Below are 14,727 nucleotides of genomic sequence, written 5' to 3' on the forward strand. Positions count from 1 at the left end.
GGAAAAAGTCGTTCCTGCTACAAGAAACCTCCTTCTTGTGTTGCCACTGTTGCTGATAAGAAATCATGGTTCTGTCCTGAGAAATATTTTTCCCAAACCTGTTCACCCTGCTGGTTTAATTTTATCAAATGATAGTCGTAGCCTTTATTTTGCTTACTGCCTGAAGCCTCAAGCTTATTACTCTGAATTGAGCTTCCTGTAACTAAATACTGTCCATCTATGGTTGTGGTAACCTGCGAAAGAAAGTCCTGAGTGGAGGATTTAATATCACGTTGCCAAATAACCTCTGTTTCCTGGCCGGAAATCCCCAGAAATGCACTTAAGAAAAGTGCGAGGGTGTAATTTTTTTTCATACCTGTTTATTAATGCGCGAATTTAATACTATTTTTTAATTCCTAAGGTGGGGAAAACCCCATATTTTTAACCGTGATTGTACTGAGGTGCTGTTTATCCTGAATCCATCCATGTTTTCATACTATATTATTTTTTTGTTAAAATTGAATCCTTAATAATTACATTTACTGTCTGATGCAAACCTACAAATGCAAGGCGACAAGCCATGTCGTATTATATTAATAATGTAGTTTTTTGTTGGAATTTTTAAAAATAAGAAAGGCACGAAGCAGAAGCCAATCCGTTAAAGAGGTACTGCGAAGAACCCGACAACCAGAAAGGCTCCGCCCGTGCCCATATAAGAACATGGGCGTAAGCCTATCAAAATTTGGTTGTCAAAGAAGATTCGCAGTTTTCTTTAACCAATCTGACAGCTTACGCTTTTTTATTTCGTTAAAATCTTGAGAGCAAAGATAAAAATATTTTTTCAACTGTCGGTGAGGAAAACCGTAAAACAGAAACAGCAATTATTCCATAAAAATTTCTTACGCACAAAGACGTAGGGAAACTTGGGAAAAGATTAGTGCTTATATGTTTAGAGGGTTATATATCTTCCCGTAATCGTTTTTTGTTTGAGTGGGTCAGGGAATAAATAGGATGAAGTGAGAGCTTTGAAATGTCCATGTCCCATTTTGGTTCATTTAGATTATTGATGACAAGGCTTCTGTCATTGAGATCAAATTCCTGTACGAAGCAACAATAAAGCAAACGGGGAACTGTCATACTAATCTCTCGCCCGTGTTTTCTTAAATTTACACTAAGATGAATGTTTTTATCTTTAGGATTTCTAATCTTTACAGACATAATCTGTTCTTTAACAAAAGTTTTGCTTCTTCTCCCAAAAGCCCAGCCACTTTTTCGTTTTACCCTTCCTTTATTAGAGATTGTATATTGTCCGCCAAAATCCGGTATCTCTTTCCATTGTTCCTCGGGAAGGTCTGAGAGTGAAAGGTTCATACACGCTGGCGGGTTGTTAATGTCAATAGCAGGTTTTCCCAGTTTCTCCCATAAAGAAATATTAAGGATTCCTTTACAATTGGGAGCCTTCTTTGGTGTTGCCAAGAAATCTTTTTTTGTGGGCGTATAATCCTCTGAAAACCATCGGAATCCTCCTGCTGTAAAGCTTATCTTTTGCAATACTGACAAAATACCGCCTGCACTGGCTCCCGAAATTTTGGCTGCAGCACTAAGACTTTCAAAATAAGCAATTTGCTTACCATCTACAGTATATTGGTTAACTGCTTGCTTAGGATGGCTGGCCCTGTCTTCACGAAACTTTTTAAGGTTTAATTCGCTGCTGGAAAGTAATTCTAAATTTTTATAATTCAGATGAAGAGAATTATTGTCTTTATATGAAATGACTATGGAATGATCGTCCATATTAAACTTTTCAACAAAATGGTAATATACTAAGCGGGCAACAGATCGACGGAACTTTCTGCTGTTCAAAGAAAGTCCACAAAATACATTATAGAAGGTGCGCTGAAGGTAATTATTGGAATATTTTACAAAGCTTAATTTCATGATTCTTTCTTCTTCTTTACGTTTTCCTCCGTTTGCCATTGGGGTCCAACGCTCAAGGCTTTTCACCCGACCAAGGTTAGAGATTGCATAATTTTCAATACCTTGAATTACTTTCCATTCTTCCCCCGGAAGATCTTCCAGGCAAGTATTGTTTAGAACTTCTTTTGCATATTGGTCTTCTAATTCAGCATGTAGTTTCATGAGTCGAAAAACTTCTTTTGCCGACAAAATACAATCTATTTATGTAAAGTAAAAGTATTAAGCAAATAAAGCTGTAAAAAATGAGTATGCCTACCAATGTTCAAAGTAAAATACATTTATAATTATGGAGTACACGGGTTATTGCAGTTTCTCATGAGCGGGCAATAAAGGAATTTTATTTTTTTAATAACCTAATATAGTAAGGAACTTTGAAAAAATACCGCAGAAAGAAACGAACCACGGTACATGAAAAAATGATTAGTTTAAGATTATAAGTACATTTCAAAGATAAAAAAAATTTGATCCGTTTTTGAAGACATTATCATAATTAATGTTTACAGTAATACGGTTAATGCTGTTTTAATTGTAGTTAATGTTTACATTAATGGCTATTATTCCGTAAAAATGGTAGTAAAAACAGTCGTAAATGTCAATTCTTCAGTGTTGTTGCTCTACATGATTTTAAGAAAACTCTTTTTTAGGTAAGAAACGGATCCTTTCTATTCTGAAAGCTTCGTCTTTTTTCTGAGTAATAGCCCCGATCCTTTAACAGTCCTGTAAATTAATACTATCCTCATGCGCTTATATAATGTCGGAAAAATCTTTGAATAACCGTTTTGAAACCGTTTTCACGGTTATGAATCTGTTTTTTTGGCTCCTTGGCCATTTGTCCAAATTGCTGGTGAAAGGTAATCAGTTAAAAATCCTTGTAACCATATCTATATCCTTCATTTTCACAATACCTGCCATACTTTATGATCAGGATTATAAAATTATAATTAAACCAGTAAGTAAATTTGAAGTTCTAATTATTGATAGACATTTCTGGGAATAAAGGTAATAAAGGAGACTTATAGAAGGTATTGCTATACATATGAATAAATTAACTGGAATGATGTCAGTTAAAGTATGTTTTATGATTATCGATGAAAATCTTTTACTTCAATACGGTGCAACCTACGAAAGCCATAAAAAAGGAGAGTTTCTTTTCTTTGAAGGCCAGTTCCCATATTTTTATTTCCAAATTGTCTATGGAACTGTAGAACTTAAAAGTGTCAGGGATATGTATGCGATTACTTACCATAAGTATTCTATAGGGCAGTTGTTGTGGTGAGTTTTTCTTTTTTTGCAAAAAAGGTATTTTGTAAGTGCTATAGCAAGTACAGACGTTATGGTCCTTAAGCTTCGTAAACACTCATTTCTCAAACTACTAGGCGATCATCCAGATCAGGCTTTTCGCCTAAAGTATCATCTTGCAGAATCGCTCCATAGTTAATTTATTCTGCATAGCGAATGTTACTCCAGATATTACTTATTGTTAATAACAAACGAGTGCTATCGGAATTTTATGGACTTGGAATCCTAAAAGTGCCTAGACTTCTTCATTAAACATACAAAACTTTTATAAAAAGCATATATTGATTAATAAATCTGAATTATAGTTTAGCAATATTAATAGAACACTTTTTGATCTTTTATTTTTACGACCTTATTTATTTCCATAATCTTAAAGGTTCTTATAACTGTTTCTACAAAACTACTAATGTTTTGATTCATCAGTAATTTTTTGTTGATTTTTAATATCAAACTGAAATTATATTTTAACCCTTAAGTTCTACTAAAGTTTTTGTCAAGCATAACGAATGTATTTCTTTAAATTAAATATTATGAAATAATTTTTTTACAAATTGATTTTTTACATATATTTGTCATCTACCACTTAATAATGGTAGATTTTTTTTCATTTGTCTCCCGCCCCTGGGAGACATTTGCTTTTTTAATAAAGTTATTGTAAATTTATAAAAGGTTAATTCTCAATTAGTTTACAACCAGAAAAGTTGGGCTTCTCTATTAGAGAAGCTTTTTGTTGGTGTCACTTCAATAATTGAATATAGTCCGCCAAGATTCTTGATGATTACGCAAGATATTTTATTTATATCTTTTTGTTAGTTGCAGTATAATCAATTTGTTCAAATAATAATTCTTAATCTGTGTACTTGAACAAAATAAAGGTATGTTTTTTGTATTAATCACACACTTATGATTTATTAGAGTCTAATCACTTCCTTATTCTTAATAGCAATAATTACTTGAGCTGGAGACTATTGAAAAAACATTTTTATTACGTAAACTATCTCATTTAGTTTGATAATAATCTGCAGAGTATATTCTTTCAATTAAAAATTTGTATATTTCAGAAAGGATATAAGTTTATTATTCTGGACTAAAATATATGATATTCAAAAATTGATCTAACCAACAAAAATATCTAATGAGACCTAATTATAAGAGGATTTATCATGATATACTTAAGGACCAGCATCCTGAGAAATTAAAAGATGCGAAAGTTTTGTATCTCCTAGACAATCTAAAAACAATGGAAGATATACTTAGGATTAATGCATTAGTATGTGATTCTTCAGGAAAAAGTTCTAAAAACAACCAGCGATTAAAAAATTATGATAAAAAAACGGTGCTAAAGATCCTGCAATATCAAAAGAAACATGATCTTTCGGCCAATTTCATATCAAAGAAATACAAAATGAGCAGGACTACTATTGCGAAATGGTGGAAATTGTTTGGAAATGAAGTGGAATAGTTTCGCACTTTAGTTCTAATTATGTCTTCTTTCAGCAGATACCGAGAAATTGTCAAACTTTTGACTTGCTATATAAACCAGTGCGTAATTTGGGATTTTGATAAATTTTCAAAAATTAATTGGCATTTTTAATCTGTGAATCGATTTTGCTTTCCTTACTATCTAACTGTTCCCAGTAAGTATACATCTGTTCAGAAAGGGTACTGTTGTCAATCCCGATATATCCTAAAAATTCAGTTTCTGTTTTATGTCCTGTCACACTCATAATAATAGCGGTAGGAATTTTAGAATAATACATCGTGGCAAAGGTTCTCCTGCATAAATGAGAAGAGGCAAGATCATACATTGGGTAATTTCCGTAAACATAATGCTTTTTAACCTCATCGTAAACCCTTCCGTATTCCTGACGGTCTATCTCTGCCAGTTTGCATATTTTCTTTAAATTATCATTAAAAATAGTTTTGGCACTTTCAATATTATCAGAATACTGCGGAGGGAAATTACCATTCCTTTTATCCAAAATCTTTTTTACTTCTACATGAATAGGAACCAGAACCGGAGTTTTTGTTTTCCTTTGGCTTAGATTAATAAACTCCCTTCCGTTGATATTGATTATTTTTTCCGGTGTCATCCTAAATAAATCTGAGGCTCTCTGTCCGGTATAACAACCGATAATCAGCCAGTCCCGTGTTTGTTCCAGCCTTTCATTTACAATCAGTAATTCTTGTATTCTTTCCAGTTCCTCTACTTTCAAATAAGGAGTAGGTGTTTCTGTTGAAAATCCTTTTATCTCGCTTAACTGTTCACTGATTTCTATATTGTCTATTTTAGCATCCTTAAAAATGGTTTTGGTATATTTTAAATATTTTCCGACCGTATTGTCATTTAAATGTTGTCCCCTTAAAAAAGTCACAAACCTGTTCCCAACAGCAATATTATAATCCGAGACTTTTAATCTCTTTTTTTCAGTTTTCAGGAAATCATAAAACTTACCTATAATGGTCAAATGATTTTCCCTGGTTCCTTCAGTAATGGCTTTTCCTCTGTACTTTCTAAAGGGAAGGATGTTAAGCTTGTAATGTTCCAGATAATTATCTATAAAACTCAACTGGTCGGCTTTTCTTCCGCCGGAATAAAACGCCTCAATAATTTCATCCAGCCATTCACTGTTAATTATCTCCGTTTCGGTTCTTTTGCCGTACTGGTCTAAAATAAATGTTTCAAGTTTATTTAAAGTACTTACGAGTTCATTTTGCTTTTGGTGTGATTCTTTGCTTAATGCAGTTCTTTGGATTACTGAACCTTTTTTGAAATTCCAATTCTCAGGATTTACCCTTTCTCTGGTTTTTCGCTTATATACCTGATTTGCTCCAATGGAAAAGCGGGCATATATTGTAGAATTTTGTTTCTTTGACTGAATAATAAATTTTATGGTAGCCATTATTGTAAAGTTGAACAATACAAATTTAATCATTTAGTCAATTCCTAGATAATAATATGGTTTTTTATTTTAAATCCATCTTAGTTTATTTAACTTTAAAGATATACTTCTATTATTTAAAATACTAATAATAAACAAATTAAATAACAATTGAAAAATAAGTAATAGTAAATAGATTTAAAACAATTAAAGGCTTATACTCCTTTCAGGATGACAAACTTTGTGTTATTTACACCAAACTAACAACTAGTAACCAGCAACTTATAACTCACGACTCATAACTCATAACTTATAACTCTTAACTCATAACTCATAACTCAAGCCCTCGCTCCGTATTTCCCCCTAATTAATTACGGTGATACCACAAAAGCTGTTAAACGGTGATATTTAAAACCATAATCAGTGATTTTGAAAATTTACACTTTTTTTGTGTTTCGTACAGTTGATTTAGCATATACCTTTGTTGTCACTATTAACCAATTAATTTTTAATAAAATGAAAAACTTAATTACTGGTGTTTTTACACTAATGGCCATGAGTTTCACTTTTGCACAGGCAAACAGCGACATGAGTACTCAAAACGGAAATATGAATACTGCTACTGTGGATCAAACTGGTCTTATGAACTCTAATGAGTTGACACAAGACGGAAACAGAAATACGGCAGACATCGATCAGGTGGGAGCTATGAACACCAATCTGGCAGAAAGTACAGGAAACAGAAACTCAATCGACGTAGATCAATTGGGTGTTGGGAATTCCAACGAAGTAAGCCAGCAAGGAAACAGAAATGAAGCTACAACGTGGCAGGTAGGAACTTATAATTCTACAGAACAAACTCAAATAGGAAGAAGAAATGAAGTAACATCTATACAATTGGGTAATGATAACACAGCCGTACAATATCAGGATGGCAGAAGAAATATGGCTGGATCTCTACAGTGGGGTGACGGTAACACCACTGCCCAGGTACAGCTTGGAAGAAGAAACTCTGCAACAGGAGTTCAGATAGGTGATGACAACCTTTTGGTACAATACCAACAGGGAAATGATAACAGTGCCACTCATTTTCAGATAGGAGATGATAATATTGCTGCTTCTGTTCAGGTAGGAGATGATAATATGTCTATTGGCAGCCAGATTGGATCTGACAACCTATTGGTACAATTGCAGATAGGTGACGGTAATTCTGCTACGGATGCACAAGTAGGTGACGGAAATATTGCAATCATAAGCCAAAGCGGTGACGCACATGTACATGTGGGGAATCAAACTGGAAATAATAATTCTTTAATGGTTAATCAATCAAATTAGTTCTTCGTAATCTGAAGGCAGGGAGAGGCGATTGCTTCTCCTTTTTTTGTTTTAATAAAGGCGTAAGGCATACCTGAAAACCATGATTTTTCGTGATTACCTGCTATTCGTGTTTTCTGCTGTATGATAATCCGGTAACTTTGAATAAAACTAATAACATGTTTACATTGAGGTGGAGTATCCTGATACTTCTGTTTTTCATATCCGTGAAATCACAGCAGATCGACTGGAATAAAATCAACAGTAATAACATTCTGAACGTTATTGCCATGCAAAATCCTGATCCGGCCTCTTCCTATTCCAACATTCTGCAGGTAGGAAATAACAATCATGCGGAGCTTTCCATTAACGCAAATACTGACATCGGAGTGAGACAGGTGGGTGATTATAACACCCTCTATTTTGTGAATTCATTTACTGATGCAGAAACCAGAACCGCAATTTCAGCGCAGGGAAATAATAATATTATAGATGTCACAGGAAGCAACAGCATTTCAGACGGAATGCAGATCAATGTAAAAGGTGATAATAAAACAATATTCGTAAGGAATTATTAAAAAACAATTGATGAAAAACTCATACTCTTTGATTTTGTGTACTTTTTTTATCTTCTTGTCTGTCTTCGTGTACGGGCAGGAGGATAGAAAAGTCATTGCAAGGATCGAGAGCAGTACGGTAGAGAATCAGATACAATTAAAAGCTGTTGTTACCAATAATACCACTATTTATAAAGAACTGAATTATCTTTTAGTTTCCATTAAAAAAGGCAACGGCGGTAATCTTTCCAATAATAAGCAAAGCGGAAAATTCTCTATCAATCCCAATGAAGTAAAAATCTTATCTGAAATAAATGTAAACCTTGAAAAAAAAGACGCCCTGAAAGCTTTTCTCTATATAAAAGATGAAGAATCCCAAAAACTTATTGCCAAGGACAGCCTGGAACTTAACAGTGACCTTTTTAAAAAAAAAGTAGCCAGAATAGAAGAGGACGTTTTCTATGAATTAAAAGGATTAACCATCGACGAAACCAAAAGTAAAGTGGGAAAAGACTTTTACGATCTTTTTTACATCCAATACAGCCAGCTTCCGGATAAGGGAAATTCTGCAGTTACGATTACCGAGCTTCCTGTTCGTGGAACGAGCGGCCAGATTAACATCGAAATAGACGATAAAGTGGTCTACAGTTTTATCACAAATCCCGGTGAGGATTATCTGAAAGATCAGTTGGGTGCCACCTTAAAATATATTAAAGAATTTAATACCAGGAAAAACTTAATAAAAAATGAATTTATATACTAAAAACCTCAACCATGAAAACTTTTATAATTATTTTGACATTCGCAGGAATATTCTCCGGAAAATCCCAACAGCTCGTTTATAAACCGATCAATCCGGCATTTGGGGGAGATACCTTCAATTATCAGTGGCTTTTGAGCTCTGCAAACGCTCAAAACCAGTTTGATCAGAAAAATGATTATAGCAGTTTATTGGATAACATGAATTCTCTGGATAGTTTCAGCCAAAGTCTTAATCGGCAGGTTTTGAGTGAATTGTCAAGAAAATTATTTGAAGACCAGTTCGGTGAAGGAAGCATCCAGCCCGGGAATTATCTTTTCGGAACGATGTACCTACAGATTACCACCACCGCTCAGGGACTGCTGATTAATATTTTGGATACCGCTACAGGAGATCAGTCTGAGGTAATTATTCCAAAATAAAAATAAAAAACTAAATCAATTAACCATAACCATGAGAACTTATACCTACACCAGAATTTTTTTCTGTACCATACTGCTATGTGTTTTGCAGGCCTGCAGTTCTTTGCTGGGATTGCCCTCCAGTCCCGAAAAATCTACGCTCGGTGAAAACACAGTATATACTACAGAATTAAAAAATTTGCCTTTACCCCACGAAAAAATCGTTATTGGGGTCTACAAATTCAGGGACCAGACCGGCCAATACAAACCTTCTGAAAACGGAAACAACTGGAGTACAGCTGTTCCGCAGGGTACTACAACCATTTTGATCAAAGCTTTGGAAGACAGTAAATGGTTCATCCCCATCGAAAGAGAAAATATCGCCAACCTTTTAAATGAAAGACAGATCATCCGCTCCACGAGGCAGGAATATCTGAAAGATGCAGACAAAAACAGCCAGTCTTTACCTCCGCTTTTATATGCGGGAATTTTGCTTGAAGGAGGTGTCATTTCGTATGACAGCAATATTATGACAGGTGGTTTGGGAGCAAGATATTTTGGGATCGGAGCTTCTACCCAGTACAGACAGGACAGGATTACGATCTACCTTCGGGCTGTTTCTACTTTAAATGGTGAAATTTTAAAAACCGTCTATACCTCCAAAACTATCCTTTCTACCAGTATCAACGGAAGTTTTTTCAGGTATATTGATACGGAAAGATTATTGGAAACCGAGGTGGGTTTAACACAAAATGAACCTGTACAGCTTGCTGTAACGGAAGCCATCGAAAAAGCCGTGAAATCTTTGATTGTAGAAGGTATTCGAGATAAAATTTGGGGGAAATCTGTAGAAAATCCGGCCAATTACCAAGCTGTAATTGATGAATATGACAGAGAGCAGAAGGAAAATATCGGGCGGGTGATAGGAAACAAATTTCCTGGCGATTACAGACAGAAATTTGCTGTTTTCGCTAATGTGGAAGCCCAAAAAGTAAAAGACGATTATGTAAATCCTAAGATGAATATCGGTGGAAAACTAGGTTTTAAATATTTTTTAAATCCGAATTTTAATCTTGAATTCAATTCAAATTTTTTCACACTTGAAAATGAGAATATCATCAAACGGAATTTCTTCGTACCGGAGATCAATATTGAATATCTTCTTTTTCCCAAATATAAATTCAGTCCATACCTCTACGGCGGTGCAGGAGCGCTTTATTCAGGAATTAAACCAAGATATAAAGGGCAGTTCGGCGGCGGTTTTGAGTATATGCTTGCAAAAGATATCGGCTTGAGGGCTTCTTCTCAATATGATGTAGGTTTTAAAGACGATTGGGAAGGCCTTGTCAACGGAAAACGAAAAGATCAGGCATTGCGGTTTGCACTGGGACTTAATTTTTACATTGGTAACAAATAAAACATGAACTATGAAAACTTTATTAAAAATTCTCAGCATATTTATTCTTGCTATTTGCCTATTTTCCTGTGATGAAGAGCTTGTAGATCAGGCACAGACTGGAAGCATGAAAGGAAAAGTAGTGAAAAGAGGTACCAACCAGCCTATTGCCAATGTGAAAATTTTCACCTCACCCACCACACAGACGGTTTTTACAGGAACGGACGGATCTTTTGAGATCACCGCAATGCCAATCGGGAATTATTCTGTAAAAGCGGAACTCACAGGATATATCAGCAATTATCAGGGAGTTAATATCCAGAACCAGAATCAGGAGGTGACGGTAGTTTTTGAAATGGACGATGATGAATCTTTAAACTCTCCACCCACGGCACCGAAATTATTAAGCCCCATTGATAACGCTGTTGATCAGCCTTTAGGCGTAGAACTTACCTGGAGTGCAACTGATCCTGATGCTACTGACGTTTTAAAATATAATGTAACCATAAAAAATAATGTAAATACTAATATCATTCAGGTAAATGATCTTACGGCGACTCATTATACATTCTCAAACCTGAATTATGGTGTAAGTTATTTCTGGCAGGTCTCTGTCTCAGACGGGATTCATTCTCCGGTGCTAAGTCCGGTGAGTAAATTTACTACCAACACCGTTCCTACCAACCGTTATCATTATGTTCAAAAGCAAAACGGAAATCTGGTTGTCATATCAAGTGATGCCTCCGGTACGAATTTCCAGTTTACCAATTCTTCTTACAACAGCTGGAGGCCGAGAAAAAATAACAATTCGGGATTGATTGCATTTTTGAGGACTGAAGGAGGAAGTAATCATATTTATACCGCTAATCCTGATGGCTCAAATCCTTTTAAAGTGACGACCGTTCCGGTGGCGGGATTTAGAAATGATGTGCTTGATTTTGCGTGGAGTACGAACGGACAGGAGATTCTTTACGCTAATTTTAATAAATTATACAGAATCAATAAAGATGGAAGCGGACTGGCTCTGGTCTACACAACTCCCGACGGCAGCATGATCTCAGAGTGTGACTGGAGCTATGACGGCAGTAAAATTGCCTTAAAAACAAATGACTTTAACGGATATAATACAAAAATCTATGTGATAGATATGCTCGGGAATATTCTGAAAACGGTTCTTACAGGAACTTCCGGTGCAAGTGGTGGGCTCAACTTCTCTGTAGACGGGCAAATGCTTGTCTATTCAAACGATGTATCCGGCTATCAGGATGGTTCTGGCAATTACAGGCAGCTTGATTCTCATATTTTTATATATAATTTAATGACAAATATAACCTACGATATTTCATTGGAAAGCGAAAAAGCAATGGGAACGAATGACCTTGATCCCAGATTTTCGCCCAATAATGCACAAGTAATCTTCATGAATACTTCAAATGATAACATTTCTCAGAAGAATGTTATGGTTATTGATTTGAACAGCTCTATGACTGATCTCACTAGGGCTGTTCTTTTCAACAATGCTGAAATGCCGGATTATGAATAGTGAATGGTGAATTTTGCTTTGCAAGTCAATAGTGAATATTTAAAATTGACAATTCAACAATTCTCCATTTGACCTTTTTTATTCACTTGCAAAGCAAAATTCACAATTCACTTTATATTAAAAAATTCCAAACTTACGGGTCTGGAATTTTTTTGGTTAATTAAGGTTGTTACTTATCAGTCGATAATGTGGTTTTCAAGCGCATATTTCACAACTCCGACAGAATTTTTTACATTAAGTTTTAATAAAATTCTTTTTCTGTGTGTTTCTACCGTATTAATGCTTATAAAAAGTTTTTCTGAGATGTCTTTGCTGCTAAGTCCGTCGCAGATGAGTTTCAGGATTTCCAATTCACGTTTTGTGAGAGGGTCCTTGATGTGGATTTTAGTTTGGTTCTGCTCATGGCTTATGAAATTGATCATCCTGTTTTTGGCGTGATCGCAAATGTAGATTTCGTTGAGAAGTAGAGCCTGAATAGATTTGATGAATTCGTCGTAACGGCTGTTTTTGTCGAGATAGCTTTTTATCCCTTTGTTGAATAGCTTCCGAATATCGATTACATCATAATCATTACCGATAATGATGATTTTTATTCCCTTGTTTTTTGATGTAATATTTTCTACTGATTTGTAAAGATCTGTGAGAATCAGCATGTTTGAGCTTATCATGAGAAATTCAGGTGGATCATCTTTGAGGACTAAGGCCAGAGCCTGTGGGCAATTGCAGATATGAATATTGGCAAAAATCTCAGTTTGTCCGAGAAGTTTGGAAAGCCCTTCTGTATATAACAAGGGCTCGTCAAAGATGGTTAATCTTGGTCTCATCATGGTTAGTTTTAGTTATATAAAAATATAAAAAAAACTTCAATTTTTGCATAAAATAATCAAAAAAATGCGTTTTATTGTATGATAATATTCAAAATAAAGTAAATTTTAATGATTATTTGATAAATAATTCCCTTAAAGTGGAGTTTTGATGAAAAATTTTTGAGTTATTGTTTAATAATCCTTTTGTTAATGGTCGCTCTGAGTAGTTAAAAATTAAATTAAATTTAATTAACTAACACATTAGGGATATGTTTCACGGAAAAGTTTACGGAGTTGGCAATAAAACAGAATTCATTGGCTTTATGATGAAGTTCTATTGCTTTCTCAATCATTGATTTATCTTTTACAGTGACGGTAGAATGTAAAGTAACTTCAGTAAACCGGCCGCTTCCTGTACTAGTTTCTTCCATAATTCCGGTGGCATGATCGACATATTCAGTCACAATAATTGCCGCCTCCGAACAAAAGTGCAGATACCAAAGCATATGGCAGGACGAAAGGGAAGACAAAAACATTTCCTCCGGATTATATTTAGTTTTATCACCCCGAAAAGCAGGATCGGAAGAACCTTCAATCATTGGTTTGTTTTCTACGGAAATCGTATGACTCCTCTCGTAATCCCGATAGCCGCTGGTTCCGGTTCCTTTGTTGCCGGTCCATTGGATGGTGGTTTTGTAGTGGTGGTGTTTGCTCATAAATTATGATTGTCATATTCTCTTGCAAGTTGCTTTACATCAATACCAAAATCATTGTAATAATTACTTTCGTCATACATGCTAATGATTGCCCATTTATCTTTATAACAATTTTTAAAGTATTTTTTATAATCATTAATCAGCATTACATCTCTTAATATACCTAATAGATTTGTTAATACTTTATATTGTTTTAGTTTTTCAGATAACTTTTCAGGAATTATATCATCTAATTCTTTAATTGTACTTATTCCAAAATCATTAAGTTCTTGAATAACAATTTCTTCTCCTTGGTAAAATCCATACTCTTTTGTAGCTAGACCACTTTCAATGAGATCATGAAATTTTGTTTCTAAAAAATTCCTTAAGGTTGTTGAATTTAATTCAAAATCTAAATTCCCAGATTTGGTTCCTCTTACTACGTCATCTGAGATTGCATCAATCAAATTAGCTATGTTATCAAATTCTTTGTCTATTAATTCTAGATTGCCGGCAAGGAGTTTGAACTTTCGTGCAATATCACTAGGTAATACTCCGGAAAATTTATAGCTTCTATCATGTTCGATTTCTGCCCACGCATGTTGTAATATTGTTCTTACTTGTATTTCAAATTTTAAGCCTTCAAACTTACTGTATTCGGGTAGACATAGTCTATTGCTATCAAGTGATGATACATAATGGATTGATTTATAGCCAACTTTGTCATCTCCTAATAATAAGCTTTTATCTAAACTATTTTCTTTGTCAATAATAAAATTTGTTTCTAATAATTTACATATTTTTTGTAAATCACTTTCTACATAACAAATAATTCTTACACCGCATAAATCTGTGATTTGAGTTTTTGGATCTGTATATTTGGGCTTATTTATTTTAGCTTCAAAGCTTAAAATATCTTTAGCTCTAGAAGTAATGCTATGATAATTTATGTTATTTATTTCAAGAACTTCTTTTAAAATAAATTCTACTTTTGCACATAAATCCTTATAAATAGGTCTATTTTTAGAATACCAGTCTAGGTGAACTTTGGAATCTTCTTGTGAGTTCATATAACTAAAGTTATGGTTAAATGTTTTCCCAAATAAACAAAAAAACCT

At 34.4% G+C, this 14,727-nt stretch carries 14 protein-coding genes; 8 read left to right on the top strand and 6 right to left on the bottom strand.

The genetic code is table 11. The annotated features are described in order from the left end of the window. Window positions 1-17: 17 nt before the first annotated feature. Together ATE47_RS19330 and ATE47_RS02180 are read right to left on the bottom strand one after the other, a co-directional pair. The gene (locus tag ATE47_RS19330; RefSeq protein ID WP_228376303.1) at window positions 18-353 is read right to left on the bottom strand and encodes a hypothetical protein; all 336 of its coding nucleotides are present in this window, start codon (window positions 351-353) and stop codon (window positions 18-20) included. Window positions 354-936: 583 nt separating this feature from the next. After that, window positions 937-2,118, bottom strand: a complete 1,182-nt coding sequence (locus tag ATE47_RS02180) for an NUMOD4 domain-containing protein (RefSeq protein WP_062160422.1) — start codon at window positions 2,116-2,118, stop codon at window positions 937-939. An 874-nt stretch (window positions 2,119-2,992) separates the two neighbouring features. Between ATE47_RS02180 and ATE47_RS02190 the strand changes: the two genes are divergently transcribed. Next, window positions 2,993-3,232 carry a hypothetical protein gene (locus tag ATE47_RS02190; protein ID WP_062160424.1) on the top strand — a complete coding sequence of 80 codons (240 nt, stop codon included), beginning with the start codon at window positions 2,993-2,995 and terminating at the stop codon, window positions 3,230-3,232. A 1,158-nt stretch (window positions 3,233-4,390) separates the two neighbouring features. Beyond that, a complete protein-coding gene (locus ATE47_RS02195; RefSeq protein WP_062160425.1) occupies window positions 4,391-4,717 on the top strand; it encodes a hypothetical protein in 327 nt (108 codons plus the stop codon). A gap of 115 nt (window positions 4,718-4,832) precedes the next feature. Here ATE47_RS02195 and ATE47_RS02200 read toward each other — a convergent pair whose 3' ends face one another. Further along, window positions 4,833-6,158: a site-specific integrase gene (locus tag ATE47_RS02200; protein ID WP_062160426.1), complete on the bottom strand. Its 1,326-nt coding sequence runs from the start codon at window positions 6,156-6,158 to the stop codon at window positions 4,833-4,835. Between the two features lie 495 nt (window positions 6,159-6,653). Here ATE47_RS02200 and ATE47_RS02205 point away from each other — a divergent pair, with 495 nt between their 5' ends. The 6 genes from ATE47_RS02205 to ATE47_RS02230 all read left to right on the top strand — a co-directional run bounded on the left by ATE47_RS02205 (window position 6,654) and on the right by ATE47_RS02230 (window position 12,108). Further along, window positions 6,654-7,472 carry a hypothetical protein gene (locus ATE47_RS02205; RefSeq protein ID WP_062160427.1) on the top strand — a complete coding sequence of 273 codons (819 nt, stop codon included), beginning with the start codon at window positions 6,654-6,656 and terminating at the stop codon, window positions 7,470-7,472. 158 nt (window positions 7,473-7,630) lie between these two features. After that, a complete protein-coding gene (locus tag ATE47_RS02210; RefSeq protein ID WP_062160428.1) occupies window positions 7,631-8,029 on the top strand; it encodes a hypothetical protein in 399 nt (132 codons plus the stop codon). 10 nt (window positions 8,030-8,039) lie between these two features. After that, on the top strand, window positions 8,040-8,771 hold the full coding sequence (csgH, locus tag ATE47_RS02215; RefSeq protein WP_062160429.1) for a curli-like amyloid fiber formation chaperone CsgH: 732 nt from the start codon (window positions 8,040-8,042) through the stop codon (window positions 8,769-8,771). Window positions 8,772-8,782: 11 nt separating this feature from the next. Beyond that, window positions 8,783-9,190, top strand: a complete 408-nt coding sequence (locus ATE47_RS02220) for a curli assembly protein CsgF (RefSeq protein WP_062160430.1) — start codon at window positions 8,783-8,785, stop codon at window positions 9,188-9,190. 31 nt (window positions 9,191-9,221) lie between these two features. Further along, window positions 9,222-10,586 (top strand): CsgG/HfaB family protein, encoded by a 1,365-nt coding sequence (locus ATE47_RS02225; RefSeq protein ID WP_062160431.1) that lies wholly within the window; start codon window positions 9,222-9,224, stop codon window positions 10,584-10,586. A gap of 10 nt (window positions 10,587-10,596) precedes the next feature. Beyond that, window positions 10,597-12,108 carry a carboxypeptidase-like regulatory domain-containing protein gene (locus ATE47_RS02230; RefSeq protein ID WP_062160432.1) on the top strand — a complete coding sequence of 504 codons (1,512 nt, stop codon included), beginning with the start codon at window positions 10,597-10,599 and terminating at the stop codon, window positions 12,106-12,108. A gap of 176 nt (window positions 12,109-12,284) precedes the next feature. Here the strand turns inward: ATE47_RS02230 and ATE47_RS02235 are convergent, their stop codons facing one another. The 3 genes from ATE47_RS02235 to ATE47_RS02245 form a co-directional block, all read right to left on the bottom strand. Then, window positions 12,285-12,932 (bottom strand): response regulator transcription factor, encoded by a 648-nt coding sequence (locus tag ATE47_RS02235; RefSeq protein ID WP_062160433.1) that lies wholly within the window; start codon window positions 12,930-12,932, stop codon window positions 12,285-12,287. A 227-nt stretch (window positions 12,933-13,159) separates the two neighbouring features. Further along, the gene (locus ATE47_RS02240) at window positions 13,160-13,630 is read right to left on the bottom strand and encodes an OsmC family protein (RefSeq protein WP_062160434.1); all 471 of its coding nucleotides are present in this window, start codon (window positions 13,628-13,630) and stop codon (window positions 13,160-13,162) included. Further along, on the bottom strand, window positions 13,627-14,679 hold the full coding sequence (locus ATE47_RS02245; protein WP_062160435.1) for a GTP pyrophosphokinase: 1,053 nt from the start codon (window positions 14,677-14,679) through the stop codon (window positions 13,627-13,629). The genes ATE47_RS02240 and ATE47_RS02245 overlap by 4 nt, the downstream gene beginning before the upstream one ends. Between the last annotated feature and the right edge of the window lie 48 nt (window positions 14,680-14,727).

Source organism: Chryseobacterium sp. IHB B 17019, assembly GCF_001456155.1.
Classification (GTDB): Bacteria; Bacteroidota; Bacteroidia; order Flavobacteriales; family Weeksellaceae; genus Chryseobacterium.

What these genes read in the sequence shown, in the direction of transcription:
- ATE47_RS19330 (WP_228376303.1), bottom strand. Translation starts at nt 353, where the DNA reads ATGAAAAAAAATTACACCCTCGCACTTTTCTTAAGTGCATTTCTGGGG.
- ATE47_RS02180 (WP_062160422.1), bottom strand. Translation starts at nt 2,118, where the DNA reads ATGAAACTACATGCTGAATTAGAAGACCAATATGCAAAAGAAGTTCTA.
- ATE47_RS02190 (WP_062160424.1), top strand. Translation starts at nt 2,993, where the DNA reads ATGAATAAATTAACTGGAATGATGTCAGTTAAAGTATGTTTTATGATT.
- ATE47_RS02195 (WP_062160425.1), top strand. Translation starts at nt 4,391, where the DNA reads ATGAGACCTAATTATAAGAGGATTTATCATGATATACTTAAGGACCAG.
- ATE47_RS02200 (WP_062160426.1), bottom strand. Translation starts at nt 6,158, where the DNA reads ATGGCTACCATAAAATTTATTATTCAGTCAAAGAAACAAAATTCTACA.
- ATE47_RS02205 (WP_062160427.1), top strand. Translation starts at nt 6,654, where the DNA reads ATGAAAAACTTAATTACTGGTGTTTTTACACTAATGGCCATGAGTTTC.
- ATE47_RS02210 (WP_062160428.1), top strand. Translation starts at nt 7,631, where the DNA reads ATGTTTACATTGAGGTGGAGTATCCTGATACTTCTGTTTTTCATATCC.
- csgH (WP_062160429.1), top strand. Translation starts at nt 8,040, where the DNA reads ATGAAAAACTCATACTCTTTGATTTTGTGTACTTTTTTTATCTTCTTG.
- ATE47_RS02220 (WP_062160430.1), top strand. Translation starts at nt 8,783, where the DNA reads ATGAAAACTTTTATAATTATTTTGACATTCGCAGGAATATTCTCCGGA.
- ATE47_RS02225 (WP_062160431.1), top strand. Translation starts at nt 9,222, where the DNA reads ATGAGAACTTATACCTACACCAGAATTTTTTTCTGTACCATACTGCTA.
- ATE47_RS02230 (WP_062160432.1), top strand. Translation starts at nt 10,597, where the DNA reads ATGAAAACTTTATTAAAAATTCTCAGCATATTTATTCTTGCTATTTGC.
- ATE47_RS02235 (WP_062160433.1), bottom strand. Translation starts at nt 12,932, where the DNA reads ATGAGACCAAGATTAACCATCTTTGACGAGCCCTTGTTATATACAGAA.
- ATE47_RS02240 (WP_062160434.1), bottom strand. Translation starts at nt 13,630, where the DNA reads ATGAGCAAACACCACCACTACAAAACCACCATCCAATGGACCGGCAAC.
- ATE47_RS02245 (WP_062160435.1), bottom strand. Translation starts at nt 14,679, where the DNA reads ATGAACTCACAAGAAGATTCCAAAGTTCACCTAGACTGGTATTCTAAA.